This window comes from Pseudomonas sp. JZ134, assembly GCF_051027695.1.
Taxonomy (GTDB): Bacteria; Pseudomonadota; Gammaproteobacteria; order Pseudomonadales; family Pseudomonadaceae; genus Chryseomonas; species Chryseomonas luteola.
Genome location: NZ_CP069250.1, coordinates 2,978,064 through 2,995,913, shown reverse-complemented (window position 1 = coordinate 2,995,913; position 17,850 = coordinate 2,978,064). Strand labels below are relative to the sequence as shown.

15 protein-coding genes, 1 tRNA gene and 1 pseudogene are annotated in these 17,850 nt (G+C 56.1%); 11 read left to right on the top strand and 6 right to left on the bottom strand.

Annotation, left to right across the window (positions count from 1 at the left end; genetic code table 11):
- Positions 1-4 precede the first annotated feature (4 nt).
- Complete coding sequence (locus JQR86_RS13925) at positions 5-2,242, bottom strand: heavy metal translocating P-type ATPase (RefSeq protein WP_434153756.1); 2,238 nt, start codon at positions 2,240-2,242, stop codon at positions 5-7.
- A 68-nt stretch (positions 2,243-2,310) separates the two neighbouring features.
- Here JQR86_RS13925 and cadR point away from each other — a divergent pair, with 68 nt between their 5' ends.
- Positions 2,311-2,775: a Cd(II)/Pb(II)-responsive transcriptional regulator gene (gene cadR / locus JQR86_RS13920; protein WP_010797438.1), complete on the top strand. Its 465-nt coding sequence runs from the start codon at positions 2,311-2,313 to the stop codon at positions 2,773-2,775.
- 72 nt (positions 2,776-2,847) lie between these two features.
- Here the strand turns inward: cadR and rimO are convergent, their stop codons facing one another.
- Complete coding sequence (gene rimO, locus JQR86_RS13915) at positions 2,848-4,173, bottom strand: 30S ribosomal protein S12 methylthiotransferase RimO (protein WP_010797439.1); 1,326 nt, start codon at positions 4,171-4,173, stop codon at positions 2,848-2,850.
- A gap of 222 nt (positions 4,174-4,395) precedes the next feature.
- Here rimO and JQR86_RS13910 point away from each other — a divergent pair, with 222 nt between their 5' ends.
- From JQR86_RS13910 to JQR86_RS13885, 6 genes are all read left to right on the top strand, one after another.
- Positions 4,396-4,527, top strand: coding sequence for a hypothetical protein (locus JQR86_RS13910; protein WP_010797440.1), 132 nt, complete (start codon positions 4,396-4,398; stop codon positions 4,525-4,527).
- Positions 4,524-5,270, top strand: coding sequence for a metal ABC transporter ATP-binding protein (locus JQR86_RS13905; protein WP_010797441.1), 747 nt, complete (start codon positions 4,524-4,526; stop codon positions 5,268-5,270). The genes JQR86_RS13910 and JQR86_RS13905 overlap by 4 nt, the downstream gene beginning before the upstream one ends.
- On the top strand, positions 5,267-6,136 hold the full coding sequence (locus tag JQR86_RS13900; protein ID WP_434153755.1) for a metal ABC transporter permease: 870 nt from the start codon (positions 5,267-5,269) through the stop codon (positions 6,134-6,136). Before JQR86_RS13905 ends, JQR86_RS13900 begins: the two co-directional genes overlap by 4 nt.
- A gap of 13 nt (positions 6,137-6,149) precedes the next feature.
- Positions 6,150-7,040 carry a metal ABC transporter substrate-binding protein gene (locus JQR86_RS13895; protein WP_434153754.1) on the top strand — a complete coding sequence of 297 codons (891 nt, stop codon included), beginning with the start codon at positions 6,150-6,152 and terminating at the stop codon, positions 7,038-7,040.
- Between the two features lie 105 nt (positions 7,041-7,145).
- Complete coding sequence (locus JQR86_RS13890) at positions 7,146-8,057, top strand: aldo/keto reductase (RefSeq protein WP_150347857.1); 912 nt, start codon at positions 7,146-7,148, stop codon at positions 8,055-8,057.
- A 165-nt stretch (positions 8,058-8,222) separates the two neighbouring features.
- On the top strand, positions 8,223-10,121 hold the full coding sequence (locus JQR86_RS13885) for a potassium transporter Kup (RefSeq protein ID WP_122043222.1): 1,899 nt from the start codon (positions 8,223-8,225) through the stop codon (positions 10,119-10,121).
- 53 nt (positions 10,122-10,174) lie between these two features.
- Here JQR86_RS13885 and JQR86_RS13880 read toward each other — a convergent pair whose 3' ends face one another.
- From JQR86_RS13880 to JQR86_RS13865, 4 genes are all read right to left on the bottom strand, one after another.
- Positions 10,175-10,480: a hypothetical protein gene (locus JQR86_RS13880; protein WP_010797446.1), complete on the bottom strand. Its 306-nt coding sequence runs from the start codon at positions 10,478-10,480 to the stop codon at positions 10,175-10,177.
- Positions 10,481-10,587: 107 nt separating this feature from the next.
- Complete coding sequence (locus tag JQR86_RS13875) at positions 10,588-11,865, bottom strand: virulence factor family protein (protein WP_434153752.1); 1,278 nt, start codon at positions 11,863-11,865, stop codon at positions 10,588-10,590.
- The gene (gene mprF / locus JQR86_RS13870) at positions 11,865-14,528 is read right to left on the bottom strand and encodes a bifunctional lysylphosphatidylglycerol flippase/synthetase MprF (protein WP_434153751.1); all 2,664 of its coding nucleotides are present in this window, start codon (positions 14,526-14,528) and stop codon (positions 11,865-11,867) included. The genes JQR86_RS13875 and mprF overlap by 1 nt, the downstream gene beginning before the upstream one ends.
- Positions 14,529-14,687: 159 nt before the next feature.
- Positions 14,688-14,764: transfer RNA gene (locus tag JQR86_RS13865), tRNA-Met, on the bottom strand.
- Between the two features lie 155 nt (positions 14,765-14,919).
- Between JQR86_RS13865 and JQR86_RS13860 the strand changes: the two genes are divergently transcribed.
- From JQR86_RS13860 to JQR86_RS13845, 4 genes and pseudogenes are all read left to right on the top strand, one after another.
- Positions 14,920-15,210, top strand: coding sequence for a hypothetical protein (locus tag JQR86_RS13860; protein ID WP_074828181.1), 291 nt, complete (start codon positions 14,920-14,922; stop codon positions 15,208-15,210).
- 260 nt (positions 15,211-15,470) lie between these two features.
- A pseudogene (locus JQR86_RS13855) lies at positions 15,471-16,475 on the top strand (cache domain-containing protein); the annotation flags it as partial.
- 18 nt (positions 16,476-16,493) lie between these two features.
- A complete protein-coding gene (locus JQR86_RS13850) occupies positions 16,494-17,381 on the top strand; it encodes a methyl-accepting chemotaxis protein (protein WP_434154920.1) in 888 nt (295 codons plus the stop codon).
- A gap of 160 nt (positions 17,382-17,541) precedes the next feature.
- Positions 17,542-17,850, top strand: a complete 309-nt coding sequence (locus JQR86_RS13845) for a hypothetical protein (RefSeq protein ID WP_019365631.1) — start codon at positions 17,542-17,544, stop codon at positions 17,848-17,850.

The following is a 17,850-nucleotide window of genomic DNA, read 5'->3' as shown; positions in this document are numbered from 1 at the left end:
TCCATCAATGATGTCGAATCAGTCGCAGGCCGTTTGCAACCACAAGCAGGCTGGTACCCATGTCGGCGAAGACAGCCATCCAGAGCGTGGCCTCGCCCATGATCGTCAACGCCAAGAATATCGCCTTGATTCCCAAGGCTAGTGCAATATTCTGCATGAGAATGCGGTGCGTGCTACGGGAGAGGCGAATGAAGTCCGGCAATTTGCGCAGGTCGTCATCCATCAGCGCCACGTCTGCCGTTTCGATAGCTGTATCGGTACCGGCGGCGCCCATGGCAAAACCGATGTTAGCCCGAGCCAGAGCAGGGGCGTCGTTGATGCCATCGCCAACCATACCGATCACAGCACCGCTCCGTTGCTTTTGCTCCAAAATCGCAAGCTTGTCTTCGGGCAGTAACGAGCCATGCGCTTCATCGATGCCTACCTGACCGGCAATACGGTCTACGCTGTGAGGATTATCGCCACTGAGCACCAGGGTTTTTATGCCTAACCCATGAAGTGCTGCGACAGCGCTCTGGCTAGTTTCCTTTACTTGATCAGCAATGATGAACAGCGCCAGTACCTCCTGTTGGCTGGCAAGCGCCACCACACTTTGACCTGTCTGCTCGAGCGATTCGATACGGTGCCGTAGATTCTCGGAGGCCAGCCCTTCGTGCTCCAGCAGGCGGCGATTACCCAGAAAGTAGAGCTGATCCTCTATACGGCCTTGCACGCCTTGTCCTGCCCGAGCCGAGAAATCCTGTACGCCCTTTAAGGCAGTACCTTCTTGTAACAGATCATGGCTCAGAGCCTGTGAAGCGGGATGGTCTGAGCGCGAGGACAAACTGGCCGCCCATTCCAACGCCTGATTCTTCTGTCCGGTGAGTACGATGCGGTCGACCAACTGCGGCTTACCCTCAGTAAGCGTGCCGGTCTTGTCGAGGGCAATCCACTCAAGCTGGCGGCCTTGCTCAAGAAATGTCCCACCTTTCACCAAGATGCCACGTCGTGCGGCAGCCGAAAGCCCGCTGACAATTGTGATCGGTGTTGAGATGACCAAGGCGCATGGGCAGGCAATAACAAGCAATACCAGCCCTTTATAGAGCCACTCCAGCCAACCTTCCCAACCCAGCAGGGGAGGCAACAGGGCAACCGCAACGGCAATGAGAACAACCGCTGGCGTATACAAGCGGGAAAAGCGATCTACAAATCGTTGAGTAGGCGCGCGCGCGCTTTGAGCCTGCTCTACGGCGTGGATAATGCGAGCCAGGGTACTTTCGTTGGCTCGATGGGTAACACGATACTCCAGGCTGCCCTCACCATTGATGGTGCCGGCAAACACGGTATCGCCGGGAGCCTTGTCGACCGGCAGGCTTTCGCCTGTAATAGGCGCCTGGTTGACACCTGACTGGCCGGACTCTACTTCTCCATCCAATGCGATTCGCTCACCCGGTCTTACCCGAATGAGCGCGCCGGGTTGGACCTGTTTGGCTGGCAGTGTTGCCCAAGTACCATCCGCCTGTCGTACGGTTGCGTTTTCTGGTGTCAGTGCCAGTAATCCCTGGATGGCATTGCGGGCACGGTCCAGTGAGCGTGCCTCGATCACTTCAGCGATGGCAAACAGTACGCTGACCATGGCCGCTTCAGGCCAGTGGCCAATTAACAGGGCGCCGGTGACCGCAATGCTCATCAATGCATTGATGTTAAGAGTGCGCTGCCTGATAGCGATCCAACCTTTGCGATACGCCGGTAGACCAGCCAGGGCAATGGCGGCCAATGCCAGGAATGCTACAGCGAACTCAGGCACAGTACCCAACCACTCACCGACTTCGGCTGCCAGGGCGGTAGCCAAGCCCAGGCCCAGCGGCCACCAGGGTTTTGCCGCTGGTACTGCAGAGGCTTGCTCATCACCTTTCAGTTCAACAGCCTGCATGCCCAGCCGATTGATCTGGGTCTTTAGCGGTTCTGCATCGGGGTAGCGATGGCGAACGCGTAGGCTGCGCTGAATCAGGTTGAATTCCAGTGCTTCGACCGCCTTCAGCTTGGCGAATGCATCACGGATCAGCTTCTCTTCAGTCGGGCAATCCATGGCATCGATACGCAGGCTTGTCCACTTGGAGTGATCAAGCACCTCGGGCTCGGTAATGCCCGGTAGAGGATTGGACTCAAGCGAAATCTTTGTGTGGCTGTCGCAGCAGGTCTTTACCTGAGGCTCACAGCAGGACGATGGTTTGGGTCCGCAACAGGATGAATCATGCGCCATGACAACCTCCATTGACGTTAGGGTTGTCATTGCACACCCTGTAGCTACTACAGGGTCAAGGAGGCGTTATGAAAATAGGTGAATTGGCCAGCCGAACGGGATGTTCCGTGGAAACCATTCGGTATTACGAGCGTGAGGGACTGCTGCCAGCGCCTGTTCGCAGCGCGGGAAACTACCGTCAATACAGCGAGGCCCATCTGGAGCGATTGACCTTTGTTCGGCATTGCCGCTCTTTGGACATGACACAGGACGAGATCCGTTCCCTGTTACAATTGCGGGATCAGCCTGAGCCGGACTGCTGTCGGGTCAATGATCTGATCGAGGACCATATTCATCATGTGGAGGTGCGCATTCGAGAGTTGACCGAACTGCGCAGACAGCTCATGGCGTTGCGTCAGCAATGCTCAGGCAAGGTATCCAGCGATATATGCGGCATCATTCGGGAGCTGCAACAACCCGCTGGACCTTCAGCGATCGAGGAGGCCTGTAGCCATGCGGGGCATGACCATGTGCCAGGAGTGCACAGACGATAGGGTAGGCCGGTCGGCATAGGGCACCCATAAAAAAGCCCTGCAATCGCAAGGCTTTTCGGGGTTATGGCTGCGTTACAGCGTCTCGGCCCACAGGTCGTATTCGTCTGCGTCGGTTACGCGTACCCATACCTTGTCGCCTGGCTTCAGGTCGTGTTCGCTGTTGACGTACACATTGCCGTCGATCTCTGGGGCATCGGCATAGGAGCGGCCAATGGCGCCTTGTTCGTCGACTTCGTCGATCAACACTTCAATATCCTTTCCAACCTTCAACTGCAGGCGAGCCGCAGAAATGGCCTGCTGATGCGCCATGAAGCGTTCCCAGCGATCCTGCTTCACGTCATCCGGTACGGCACCTTCCAACTCATTGGCCGGTGCGCCTTCCACAGGGGAATACTGGAAACAGCCCACACGATCCAACTGAGCTTCGGTAAGCCAGTTCAGCAGGTACTGGAAATCCTCCTCCGTCTCACCAGGGAAGCCCACAATGAATGTGGAGCGAATGGTCAGTTCCGGGCAGATCTCACGCCACTTCTTGATACGGGCCAGGGTGCGGTCCTCGAAGGCAGGACGCTTCATGGCCTTGAGAACTTTGGGGCTGGCATGCTGGAAGGGGATATCCAGGTAGGGCAGGATCTTGCCCTCGGCCATCAGCGGAATGATGTCGTCCACGTTCGGGTAGGGGTAGACGTAGTGCATACGTACCCAGACGCCCATGCTGCTCAACGCCTCGCATAGTTCCAGCATGCGAGTCTTGACCGGCTGGCCATTCCAAAAGCCGGTACGGTACTTGAGGTCGACGCCATATGCACTGGTGTCCTGGGAGATGACCAACAGCTCCTTGACTCCGGCCTTGACCAAACGCTGAGCCTCATCGAGCACATCGCCGATCGGGCGGCTGACCAAATCGCCACGCATGGACGGGATGATGCAAAAGCTGCAGCGATGGTTGCAGCCTTCGGAAATCTTGAGATAGGCGTAGTGGCGGGGGGTGAGCTTGATGCCCTGCGGCGGTACCAGGTCGACCAACGGATTATGCTCGCGCTTTGGCGGCACTACCTCATGGACTGCGGTCACCACTTGCTCATACTGCTGCGGACCCGTTACCGCCAGTACGCTCGGATGTACATCACGAATCGCAGATTCTTCCACCCCCATGCAGCCGGTCACGATGACCCGGCCATTTTCAGCCAGGGCTTCACCGATCACCTCCAAAGATTCGGCCTTGGCGCTGTCAATGAAACCACAGGTATTGACCACCACCACGTCGGCGTCCTCGTACGTGGGAACAACCTCGTAACCTTCCATGCGAAGCTGGGTCAGGATGCGTTCGGAGTCGACCAGAGCTTTAGGGCAGCCGAGGCTGACAAAGCCGACTTTGGGCGTGGCGGGGGTGGACATGGCTAACCTCAGGAGGTGCGCAGAACGCGCTGATGATCAAAAAACGCGCGATTTTAGCGGTGCGCGCCCGGACTGAGAAGAGGCATTTGGCGCTTTTACTCGGATTAACCTGCGCTTCGTCAGTTATCGGGTTTGGCTTGCCCGAGGCTGAACCGCTAGACAGGCATAACTAGTGATAGGGTATTTATTATGTTATAAAGTAACAACAACGAGGTGGTTTATATGTCATCGAATTCTTCCCTTACGTTCAAGACGTCCTTTCTGACCCAGTCTGCCTGGGCCCGTTTAGGGGTGTCGATCGTGCTGCTTCTACTGCTATGGGCTGCTATCCACTGGGCGGTATCCATCCCATGAGTGCCTGTATTTCATTAAATGACTTAACGGTTGCCTACGAGCGTCATCCCGCCGTACATCATGTGTCGGGTTGCTTTGAAGCGGGCAGCCTCACCGCTATTGTGGGCCCTAACGGCGCAGGCAAGTCGACTCTGATCAAGGCCATGGTCGGCATGCTGCGACCAGTAGGGGGCGGCGTCGACCGAAAGGCCTTGTCTGCCTCGGCCATCGGCTATCTGCCCCAAGCGGCTGAAATTGACCGAACCTTTCCGCTGACGGTTCTCGACACGGTTGCCATGGGCGCCTGGAGACGCATCGGCATATTCGGTGGAATGAGCCGGGGCCAGCTGCAGCAAGCCCATGAGGCGCTGATTGCCGTCGGGCTGGAAGGTTTTGGGCACCGCCTGATCGGTTCCCTGTCGGCAGGCCAGTTCCAGCGCGTACTGTTCGCACGGCTCCTGCTGCAGGATGCGTCAGTCATCCTTCTGGATGAGCCGTTTAATGCCATCGATGCACGCACGACCCGCGATCTGCTTGATCTGGTTCGGCGCTGGCATGGTGAGGGGCGCACCGTCATCGCTGTTCTGCATGATCTTGAGCAGGTAAAGCAGCATTTTCCCAGTACATTACTGTTGGCTCGCGAAACCATTGCCTGGGGGGATACCCGAACGGTGCTGACCCAGGAGAATCTGCGGCGTGCCCGGAATATGGCTGAGGACTGGGATGAACAGGCCGACGTCTGTGATGAGAGGCGCCGCGCATGATGTTGTATCACGCCTTGTTCGAGCCGTTTATCGAGTTCGGATTCATGCGTCGCGCCTTGGTCGCCTGCATGGCGCTAGGGCTGGGCTCAGGTCCGGTCGGTGTATTGCTCATGCTCAGGCGCATGAGTCTGGTAGGGGACGCCATGAGTCATGCGGTCCTGCCGGGGGCTGCCATCGGTTTTCTGGTCGCTGGGCTTTCCTTGCCAGCCATGGGCCTGGGTGGGTTGGTAGCCGGCTTGGCCGTAGCCCTGTTGTCTGGGGTGGTCAGTCGTTTTACTTCGCAGCGTGAAGATGCCAGTTTTGCGAGTTTCTACCTGACTTCTCTCGCCGCGGGTGTCTTGATCGTCTCGCTAAGAGGCTCGAATATCGACCTGTTGCACGTCCTGTTCGGTACGATCCTGGCAATTGATGATGCAGCGCTCTATCTCGTGGGCGGCATTGCCTCTGTGACGCTTCTCCTGCTGGCCGTTATCTATCGTCCGCTGGTGCTTGAGTGTTTCGATCCTGGATTCCTGCGGGCCGTAGGTGGCAAGGGCTCGCTTTATCACTTCCTGTTTCTGCTGCTGGTCGTGCTCAACCTGGTCGCAGGCTTTCAGGCGCTTGGAACACTTATGGCGGTCGGCCTGATGATGTTGCCTGCCACCGTAGCGCGCTTCTGGGCTCGCTCGTTGCCTGGACTGATGCTGGTAGCGAGTCTGGTTGCCATACTGTCCGGCTTTATCGGCTTGGTTGTTTCGTACCACCTGGGCGTGGCCTCGGGTCCGTCCATTGTTCTGACGGCCAGTACGCTTTACATCTTCTCGTTGATCTTCAGCCCTCTGGGCGTCGTTCGCCGTTTCTTCCCTAAACCCCACCTATCCCGTTGAAAGGAGTCATGTCATGCGTCTCACGTTGTGGAGCGGGGCTGCTGCCTTGCTGTTGTCAGCGCTTTCCACTTTTGCCCAAGCCAAGCCGGTAGAAGCCGTTGCGTCATTCACGATCCTGGCCGATATGGTTCACCAGGTAGGAGGCGAGCGGGTTCATGTCATTTCATTGATCGGGCCCAACGGCGATCCTCATACGTATGAGCCGACGCCTGACGATGCCAAAGCGCTCAAGACCGCCGATGTGGTATTTATCAATGGACTTCATCTAGAAGGCTGGATGGATCGCCTGATTCAGGCGTCAGGGTATAACGGTACCCCTGTCGAGCTGTCGGACGGTATTAAGACTCGTATGCGGCAGAAGAACGGCAAGACCGTAGTGGATCCCCACAGCTGGAACAGCGCTGCCAGTGGTGTTGTTTATGTTCAAAACATCATCAAGGCCCTCAAGCGCATAGACCCCGAAGGCGCTGATCAATACGAAGCCAATGGTCAGCGCTATATCGATCAGCTAAAGGCGCTGGATGCGTATACCAAGCAGCAGATCGAAGCCGTGCCGAAGGCGCAGCGTAAGGTGCTTACCTCCCATAACGCGTTTGGCTATTTCGGTGATGAATACGGTGTGACATTCCTGTCTCCCCTGGATCTTTCTACCGAATCTGAAGCGTCTGCCCAAAAAGTGGCCAATCTGATCCGTCAGATCAAGGAGGAGCACATCACGGCTTATTTCATTGAGAACTCGAGCGATCCGCGTCTGGTGCAGCAGATTGCCCAGGCAACCGGGGCTCGTGCCGGTGGCGAGTTATATGTCGAGTCGCTGTCCAAGGCGGACGGGCCTGCGCCTACCTACCTGAAAATGTTCCGTTACAACGTCGATAAGATGGTTGCAGCCATGAAAGGAGAGTGACTGGTTTCTTTTCATTCAGCCACGTAACAAGGCGTGGCAGATGGAACTCCTGAATCACAAGAACCGTCCTTTTAGGACGGCTCTTGCTTGAATCCGGAGAAAACAATGACGACTCGCCGCCGCTTCATGCAATATTCCCTGTGCGCCTCGTCGGCGCTGCTCTTGGAAGCCATTTTGCCTCGTCTTGTGCTTGCACAGGCTGGCATGCTGAGGCGGCAGATTCCCTCTACTGGCGAGCAACTCCCTGTCATTGGCCTGGGAACCGCCGATTCATTTAATGTCGAAAGCACTCCACAAGCCTTAAAGCCGTTGGCTGACGTGCTTGACCGTCTATTTCAGGCGGGAGGCACTGTTATTGATACGGCACCGAGTTACGAGAAATCCCAGGGTGTCATTGGTACGCTGCTGGCGCAGCAGGGGCGTGCTGAAAAGGCGTTTCTGGCTACCAAAGTAGAAGGGCGGGAGAGCAGCATCGAAGAGATCCAGCAGGAAATGGCGGACCTCAAGGGCGCTCCTATTGATCTGCTGCAAGTGCATAGCATGATCAATTACAAGACGCTGCTCCCGTTGCTACGAGAGATGAAGCAGCAAAAAATGATTCGATATGTAGGGATTACCCATCACTCAGAAATGGCTCAGGACCAGATGATTGACCTGGTCGCTTCGGAGCCGATGGACTTCATTCAGATCAATCTCAATCCCAAAGATACCAAAGCCGAAGAAAAGCTGTTGCCTCTGTGTCAGGACAAGGGCGTAGCGGTCATGATCAACCGTCCGTTTCTGGATGGTCGGCTGTTCGATCGGGTTGCGGGCAAGGCGCTCCCGGGATTCGCGTCCGATATCGGATGTACCTCCTGGGCGCAGTTGATGATCAAGTACTCAATTTCGCATCCTGCAGTTACCTGCATCATTCCGGCGACCTCAAACCCGGCTCATATGGCAGAAAACGCACTGGCCGGAACCGGTGAGCTGCCCGATGAGTCCATGCGCAAGCGCATCGCGGAATATTTCCAGTAAAGTGTCAGGTAATCGCTGGACACTTTTAAGCAGGATTCAATACGCCGGGTAGGGTAATGACCATGCCTTGGTTGCGTTGTGCACACATATTCTTGGCAATCCGTACTTGATCCTGCCGCCACATCGGAGCAGGATGCGCCCGTTTCGATAAACCCGGAGTCTTGCATGAGTCAAGCTGCTTCCCAGGCCCATGGTGAAAAGGGAGCCTCGGCCATAGGTATGGCCATCGCGGCCGCGGGTATCGTCTATGGCGATATTGGTACCAGCCCGCTGTATACCCTCAAGGAGGTGTTTTCTCCTACGTATGGCCTGGTGCCTACCCACGATAGCGTCCTGGGTATCCTGTCCCTGATCTTCTGGTCGTTGATCTGGGTCGTGACGATCAAGTATGTCTTTTTCGTTCTGAGGGCGGATAACCAGGGCGAGGGCGGCATCATGGCCTTGACTGCACTGGCGAGGCGGGCGTCCGCACCGTTTCCAAAATTGCAAATGGTGTTGGTGCTGTTGGGGTTATTTGGTGCCTCGCTGTTTTACGGCGAAAGCATGATTACACCGGCCATTTCGGTACTGTCTGCTGTAGAAGGCCTGGAAGTAGCCTTTTCCGGGCTTGATCATATTGTGGTGCCAGCGGCAATCGTTATCCTGGTCGGACTCTTCATGCTACAGCGGGGCGGTACTGCCAAGATTGGCAAGCTGTTCGGTCCGGTTATGGTCCTCTGGTTCACCGTGCTAGGCGCATTGGGTATTTATGGCATTCTGCAGGCGCCTGAAGTCCTCAAGGCTTTGAACCCATGGTGGGCATTCAACTTTTTCATTGTACACCCCGGACTTGGCATCGCTATTCTGGGCGCTGTTGTGCTGGCGCTGACAGGGGCTGAGGCGCTGTATGCCGACATGGGCCATTTCGGCCGCAAACCTGTCGCGCGCGCCTGGCTCTTCCTGGTGCTGCCCGGATTGGTACTCAATTACTACGGGCAAGGTGCCTTGGTTCTGATCGACCCAGAGTCTGTACGCAATCCTTTCTACCTGCTCGCACCTGAATGGGCATTGATCCCAATGGTCGTCCTGGCGACTTTTGCCACGGTCATTGCCTCACAGGCAGTCATCTCAGGTGCGTTCTCCATTACCCGTCAGGCAATCCAGCTGGGGTATGTACCGCGTATGCAAATCCTGCATACCTCAAGTCATGAACAGGGCCAGATTTATATTCCTGCCATGAACTGGGCGCTTCTGACAGGCGTTATCCTGTTGATCATTGGATTCGAGTCCTCTGGCAACCTGGCCGAGGCCTACGGCATCGCTGTCACGGGAACGATGCTGATCACAACCTGCCTGGTATCTTCGGTAGCGCTGCTGCTATGGAAATGGCCTCGCTGGTTCGCCATTCCGATGCTCATTGGATTCTTCATTGTCGACTCGCTGTATTTTGCAGCCAACGTTCCAAAAATCGTGGCAGGCGGTGCATTTCCTGTCATTGCGGGCATCATCCTGTTCACGTTGATGACCACATGGAAGCGCGGCCGGCAGATTCTGGCTGAACGGCTGGATGAAGGGGCACTACCGCTACCGATCTTTATCGGCAGCATCCGCTCCAATCCGCCTTTCCGTGCCAAGGGGACAGCCGTCTTTCTGACAGCGCGGCAAGACGCCGTTCCACACGCCCTGCTTCATAACATGCTGCACAATCAGGTATTGCATGAGCAAGTGGTGTTGCTGACCGTTATCTATGAAGATACGCCGCGGGTTCCTGTCAGCCGCCGTTTCGAGGTGGACAGCTACGGGGATGGGTTCTACCGTGTTCTCTTGCATTATGGCTTTATGGACGAGCCCGACGTGCCGGCTGCGCTCGCATTGTGTCACCTGGAAGACCTCGATTTCACGCCCATGCGGACGACGTACTTCCTTAGCCGTGAAACGGTCATTGCGTCGAATAATCGTTTGGGAATGGCTCGCTGGCGAGAGAATCTGTTTGCCTTCCTTATGAAGAATGCCAGCGGCAGCCTGCGTTTCTTCAACCTGCCAGTTAACCGGGTAATCGAGCTGGGTACTCAGATCGAGATCTAGCAGCCAAGTCGCAGATATAAAAAAGCCGCCTTGGGGCGGCTTTTTTATTGGGATCAGTTGAATACAGGTGGAGGCAGGGCATCCGGGTCGGTAATGAACGGCATCTCCCATGGGTCCAGCGATTGACCCAACTGGGAAAGCTCTTGCCGAACATTCTCGATAAAGCCTTTAAGCTGCAGCGGATCGCTGTACTGTGCAGCGGTCACCTCAGGGACCGCCAAGACCTCTTCTCCTTCATGCCCGATTACGCTGAAGCCAAAGCTGTCAGCCTGGGGGTTGGCTGAAATAACACAACCCAGCGGAGTGAAGGCATCTACAACCAGTTTTTCAGCAGCATCCAGCGAAAGGGGAGTGGTCATGGGCGTCCTCGTTCAAAGGTTGAGAGCCGGTAGACCATTGATCGCACGCGTTCTTTCCGACCATTCGTCTCCAGCCGCGGAGGTGATCCATCGGCTGGGCGTCCTGGTTACGGTGTGCGTGTACGAGCCTCGATGGCGTTTATCATGTGGCGTGCAAGCTTGTCGTAGTCATTATCGAAATGGTGACCACCGGGTAACTCAAGCTTTTCGAAATTGGCTCCAGGCTGCGTGCAACCGCTCTCGTCCTTTTCTTCCGCACCGTAAATGCAGTAGATCTTGCTGGCAGGCACCTTGACCATCTCCGGTCCGGTTTGCATCTCGTCACCAGCCTTGCCCAGCCAGCCCTCAACCTGGATTTCAAAATCACCGCTACGGGCAAAGGCCAGCAGCACCATGGCCGATACCTGTTCCTGATCTGTTGCAGGTAAACGGTTATAGACCGCCGGAAGCAGATCCGCGCCAAATGAGTAGCCGGCCAGGACGAAGCGTTTCGCGCCCCAACGCTCACGGTATGTCTGCATCAGATGGGACAAGTCTGTCGCCACCTGTTCCGGGCTTTTGTGTTCCCAGAAATAGCGCAAGGTATCGATACCTACAACTGGCCACCCGTTTTCTGCCATGGTCTGTGCCGAATCACGGTCAAGATCACGCCAGCCACCATCGCCGGAATAAAAAAACGTCACTGTATCCTTGTGCGCGGCCGGCTCTTCAGCCGGGACTTCTACAACAGGGACATCGCCACCCTGGCCGAGCAACTGACGTTGAAGCTGAGTACGTAAAAGCGTAACCAGCGGTGTGCCGTAATCACTGATAGTGGTATCGGCATTATCCTGGCCGCGAACAAAACGAGCAGTCTCATCGCCTGGGTTATCGTTCCAGGCGAGATGCCATTTACCGTGTTCGGCTTTCTGCGGCAGCGGATCAGAGCAGTCGGGCTCGTCGAGCTTTGTACCGACCGACAGGGCGCTGACCTTGTCATCCTGTTGCCCGGCCAGCCAGCGCCAGGCCAATGATCCACCCGCATCGATGCCTGCCACCATGGTAGGCGCTCCGCCAAGATGGCTGATGGCGTCTTCCAGGCTGGCGCGTTGCGCGGCACATGCCTTGCTCTCGGGCAGCTCATACTGGACCAGCATGGACTTGGTGTTTTTGGCCAGGGTTAGCAGGTCAGCATCGGATAACTGCTGTTCAGCGGGGTTTGCAACAACGACTCGGGCCAGTGGCTTGCCGGCAGGCCTTGCGACGGTTACGACGCTCTGATCATCCTGTACGTGTACCTCAAGGCTGGCGGTACTGGGCCAGCGATGAAACCACCACCACAGTGCCGCTGCGGCAATGACAATTATCAACAGAAGAAAAAGCAACCCGCGTTTACGTCTAGTCATCAACGTTTTACCAGTCCTGTAATACCGCCTGCAATCAACGCAGCGGTGTCAGCCAAGGCGACCAAGGGATCAAGTCCTGCTGGAACGGCCAGATAGCGAGGCTCCCATTCCGGATCGAACTTATCTTTGAACCGTCTCAAGCCCTGAAAGTTATAGAACTGCTCGCCACGTCGGAACACCATGGCCCCTAGACGCTGGGTCAGAGGAGCACCACGGCGTGGATGCAGTCCCGCCAATGGCACCATCCCCAAGCTGAAGCGTTCCAGGCCTCGCTCCTTGAAGTGCAGGATAAGGCCGAGCATGAGGAACTCCATGGTTAGTTTGGGCGCATCAGCTGCCACTCGCATCAGGTCGATACTGGCCAGCTCTGGCCGATCGGTTTCCAGAAGATTAGCAAACGCTACCGCTTTTCCCTGAAACCGAACGACAGCAATGCGGAAGTGCTGCAAATACTCCGGGTCGAAACGACCAAGTGAAAAGCCCTTCTCGCGGACATGTTTACTCTCCAGCCAGATATCGGAGATAACTTTTAGCTCTTCGAGAGGTGCCTGACCCGGCTCATGGAACTCGATGAGCAGTCCATCCCGCTGGCCTCGGTTCCAGGTGTAGCGCAGGTCTTTCTTACCCTTGCTGTCCAGATCGAATGTTTTGAGATTGACGCGGGCTTCCTCACCTAACTTCAGTGCGGTGAGACCGATGTCCATGTAGAAAGGCAGATTCTCGGCACGAACCTGATAGAACACAGGTCGTGCATGGTGCATGTCGCACAGGTCGCGGAATTTCCAGATCAACTCGGCTCGTGTCTGAGCGGAGCCGATAGGATCAAACAGGGCGATCATGCTACGGCCACGACGGCCATACATCAGGAAAGCATTTTCCGTTTCATGAAACAGCAAGGCCTTGTCGCCTGTCATGGCCAAGCCGCCATCAGGCTGCTCAGATGCTTTGACGGCGTCCAATGCCTTTTGTAGATCTTCTGTGGTAGGCAGCGTAATTTCTGGCGGTGCAGCCCGCAAGAGCCAGCCGAGTGACAGGGCCAGTAGTAGCACCACGCTGCCCATGGCTGCTCGTGCACCTCGCGGGGCGCCTTCCTCCAGCGTAAATTGCCACCAGAGCTGGTTGTCGTAGGACGCATCCTGGTAAACAAACAGGAGCAACCAGATAGATGCCGCCACGACGCACAGGCTTGCAACGACGTACAGGGGTGAAAAGGGCAGTTCCAGTAAGCGGCTCCGGCGGTAGAAGGAGCGGCGGAACGTAGCCAGGAGGGCAGCCGTAATCGCCAGGATCGATGCCTCCTCCCAATCAAAGCCCTTTAGCAAAGAAAGCAGGGAGCCTACCAGCAACAGCACCAGGGTGAGTACCCAGGCGGCCGAGAGCCGCCGCCGCAGGCCTTGAGCCAAGAGTAGGCACACAACTCCGATTAGACTGGCTCCCAGATGCGAGGCTTCAATAAGACGCTGTGGCAGCAGGAATCCGATACCCTTCAGGCGCGTATCGATCTCTGGCGTAACGCCTGAAAAGAGCAGTACGACCCCTGAGAAAAATACCAGGACTGACAGAACGGGGGCTGCAAGGCCAGAGGCAACGCGGATGGCCGAGCTGCCAGATAGAAAGCGCTTTCCCTCGGTCAGCAGCAGGACAAGGCAAGCGATGACCAGGGGAAGCAATACATAAATGATCCGGTACAGCAGCAGGGCCGCTGCCAGGGGAGCTGTCCCGATCTTGTCCGAAAAAGCGGCTAGCAAAACGGCTTCAAATACCCCAACGCCACCCGGAACATGGCTAAGCACGCCTGCTGCGAGTGCCAGTAGGTACACCAGCATGAATGCACCCAGCGGTGGTGCCTCGGGCAGTAATAGATACAGCACTGTGGCGGCAGCCATGACGTCCAGGGCTGTAATCACCAACTGTAGGGCGCTTAGCTTGAAGGTGGGTAAGCGTAGGGTCTTACGGCCCAGGCGGAACAGGCGACTATCAGGCGAAGGCTGCTCGTCCAGGGCTCGCTTGCGAAGGAATACAATGCCTATGGCATAGATTGAGAGAATGGCAATCGCAATGCCAGCTACCAGAGTAGGTGAAAGACGCAGTGCTGTGGAAGCCGAAGGCAAATCACTTAATGCTGCAACCGCAGCCAGAGGGGGCAGTGCCGTTCCCAGCGACAGGCTGGCAAAGAAAGTCATCTGGGCCACTTCAATGGCGCTCAGGCCTTGGCGGGCATAGAGACGATAACGAACCGAGCCGCCAGACAGCATGGACAGCCCAACTGCATTACCAATGGCGAAGGCGGTAAGTCCACCCAGCGCCAGGGTCTTGCCTGGTAGATGGACGCCGGCGAAGCGACTGGCAGACCATTCGTAGCCAAGCAGAATGAGGAAGCCCACAGCCATTGCCGCGACGGCACCCATAATAGCGTGCGAGGGGATACCCAGCAGTGCAGTGTGGAGAGAGGGTAGATCAATACTGCTGACCAGATGCCAGCACACAAGCAGGGCGACGCCAAACAGGAACAGTGTTAGGCCCAGCTCAAGAGGTTCTTTATAGGCCGTAATGCGCTCTAGCAGGCGCCAAGGCAATGCTTGCGGAGGAGAAGAAGGTGAAGATGAAGACGAAGAATCGGATGAAGAAACAGCAGATTTGTTTACAGGATCGTTGGCGCTCATGAAAGCCCCTCAGGGAAACTGCGCGTCAGATTAGTCACATACAGACTTTTGCCAAGCCCCATGTATCAAAAAATGGAAACTCTTTGAATATTGAAGGCTAAAAGGAATAAAAATTCGACACAAACAAAAAAGCCACTCGATTGAGTGGCTTTTTAAATTTGGTTGCGGGGGCAGGATTTGAACCTACGACCTTCGGGTTATGAGCCCGACGAGCTACCAGACTGCTCCACCCCGCTTCTGATGTGGCCAGTATACGGGTTTAAAAAATGATGTCAACAAAAAATTCAATGCTGACAATGATTTGCTGAAAGCCTTATCACGAGGACTTATGAATGCACCTTTATAGGTAGCGCATTGCCTAAAGAGGGTATCCCTTCATCGGAGTGCCGAAATGAAACCGCAATGGCTGATAAATACCTCCATGGCACTGGCTTTACTGTCACCGCTAGCCATGGCCCAAACGGCTGAATCAGGCCGTACCCCTCAGGACACCGAGCATGATCCACAGCATGTCGAAGTTATTTCACCAGATGCGCAGGAGGTCGAGCAAAACCAGCGGGGCGTTGAGCTGCCGGAAAACAGGGTCAATCAAGGAGCTACTCGAAGCGATCCGCTCGCTCGAGAACGGCAAAAAATCGACAGCGATATGGAGCTTGATCGCAAGCAGCCGCTGAACAACTGAAATGAGGCCTGTATCCCGTTACCTGGACGAGCGCGATGAACGGCGACCAAAAAAGGATTTTTTGCATTGCCGAGGTGGTCATTTGAATAGGCTCTGGTTATTCCAGTGTCTCCCTGGCGGTTTCAACGTCGCTGTCGGCCGCCAGGGCTTACCTCTGCTCTAAAGCATAGGCGCATCTGGTAACCTTTTTATCATTAAAGTTATCACGATAACGGTCGATAAGATCTGGACCTTCATGCCATTTCAACGGCTTGCCAAATATGTTGTCCAGAGGCTGCGCTATGCTCCAACGTTTGAAATTTAGCCATAAGATTTTAGCGACGGCCTCTATTGTGCTGATCGTCGCCTTTTCATTATTCATGGTCTATAACGATTACCTGCAGCGAAAGGCTATTACACAGGATTTGTCGTCACGCCTGGACGAGTTGGGCTCCAGCGCATCAGCAAATATCGTTAATTGGCTCAATGGCCGAATCACTCTGCTTGAAGGTGAGGCCCAGTCTATCCAGAACAATACCTCTCCTGAAGGAGTGTTTTCCATCCTTGAGCAGAAGGCCTATCTCTCCAGCTTCGAGTTCACCTATCTGGGACATGCCGATGGTCAGTTTTCCATCCGTCCTTACGATGAAATGCCTGCCGGTTATGATCCCCGTACCCGTGATTGGTATGTTGCCGCTCAGTCGCAGGGCCGATCCTTGTTGACGGAGCCTTATGTTGATGTGGGTAATGGAAAGCTGGTGATGACGCTGGCTACGCCTGTCATGAAGAACGGCGCCTTGGCGGGTGTTCTGGCTGGCGATCTGAGTCTGCAGACGATGGTGAGTATCGTCAATTCGCTCGACCTGGGCGGTATCGGTCATGCGATTCTGGTGAATAGCGAAGGCAAGGTACTGGTCAGTCCCAGAAAAGAGGAAGTGATGAAAAACCTCGCTGAGCTGTTTCCCGCCGGTGCGCCTGCACTGGATGGCGCGCTCAAGCGGGTCGAGCTGGACGGCAAACCTCAGCTTATGGTCTTCAAGCCGGTCACCGGTCTGCCATCGGTCAACTGGTATCTGGGCCTGATGGTTGATGAAGAGAAAGCCTATGCCCCGCTCAAGGAGTTCAGAACCTCGGCCGTGCTGGCCATGGTGATTGGCGTTGTGCTGATCATGCTGCTCCTGGGTGTGCTGATCCGTGTGCTGATGCGTCCGCTCACGACCATGAGCCAGGCGATGCAGGACATCGCACAAGGAGAGGGCGACCTGACCCGGCGTCTGGCCATTAATAGCCAGGACGAGTTTGGTGTGCTGGCCGCTGCCTTCAACCGCTTTGTCGAGCGTATCCATGGCTCGATCAGCGAAGTATCGGCCAGTACCCGCCAGCTCAACGAGGTCTCCCGTCAGGTGTTGGCGGCCTCCAACTCCTCGCTGCACAACTCGGACAACCAGGCCGGACGTACCGGAAGCGTGGCGGCAGCCATCAACCAGCTGGGCGCCGCTACACAGGAGATCGCCCGCAACGCTGCCGATGCGTCCGTACAGGCTACCAGTGCCCGGCAGCAGGCCGAGGAGGGTCGCCGCGTACTGGGCCAGACCCTGACGGCGATGGAAACCCTGTCCGCCAACATCAGCGCCTCCTGCGGCCGTATCGATGAGCTGAACCAGAAGACCACCCGCATCGGACATATCCTGGAAGTGATCCAGGGCATTTCCGAGCAGACCAACCTGCTGGCGCTCAATGCTGCGATCGAAGCTGCACGGGCAGGCGATGCCGGGCGTGGTTTTGCGGTGGTAGCGGACGAGGTGCGTGGTCTGGCACATCGTACCCAGAGTTCGGCCCGAGAGATCCAGAGCATGATTCAGGAGCTGCAAACCGGGGCGAGCGAAGCGGTTTCCACCATGACCGAAAGTCAGCGCTTCAGCGAGGACAGCATGACCATCGCGCAAGAGGCCAACGAGCGGTTGGGCTCGGTAGCCGAGCGCATTACCGATATCGATGGCATGACCCAGTCGGTGGCGGCCGCTACGGAAGAGCAGAGCGCGGTGGTGGAGTCGCTTAATGTCGACATTACCGAGATCAACTCGCTCAACCAGCAGGGCGTAGAAAACCTGAACGCAACCCTGGACGCTTGCCATGCCCTGGAGCAACAGGCCAATCGCCTCGATCAGCTCGTTTCAAGCTTCAGAATCTAACGATAGGGAGGCGGGCAGGTTTTCTCGTCTGTCTCTAATCGTTACCGCGGCGCCTCGGCTATCGGGGCGCTGCTGTTTATATGTGCCGATTCAAACCGTTCATGGTCTTAGCTTTCAAGATGCTCTATGCCGATACATTCATCTATTCGAGAAGCTGACCATGTACCTGATCCAGTTACTGCTGCCCCTTTATGACAACGATGGTCACGACCTCCCCAAAGCGCTGTTTGGTGAAGTTCGCAATGAACTCGTGGAAAAGTTTGGCGGATTGACCGCATTCAGCCAGGCTCCGGCGAAAGGACTATGGCAGGAAGACGAAAGCCATACGGTACGGGATGAATTGATCATTTATGAGGTGATGGCCGACGCGCTGGAGCAGGTGTGGTGGCAGCAGTACCGGGCCTCGCTCGAGACCCGGTTTCGTCAGGAGACGGTGGTAGTCAGGGCCCACACTATCAGCCTATTGTAA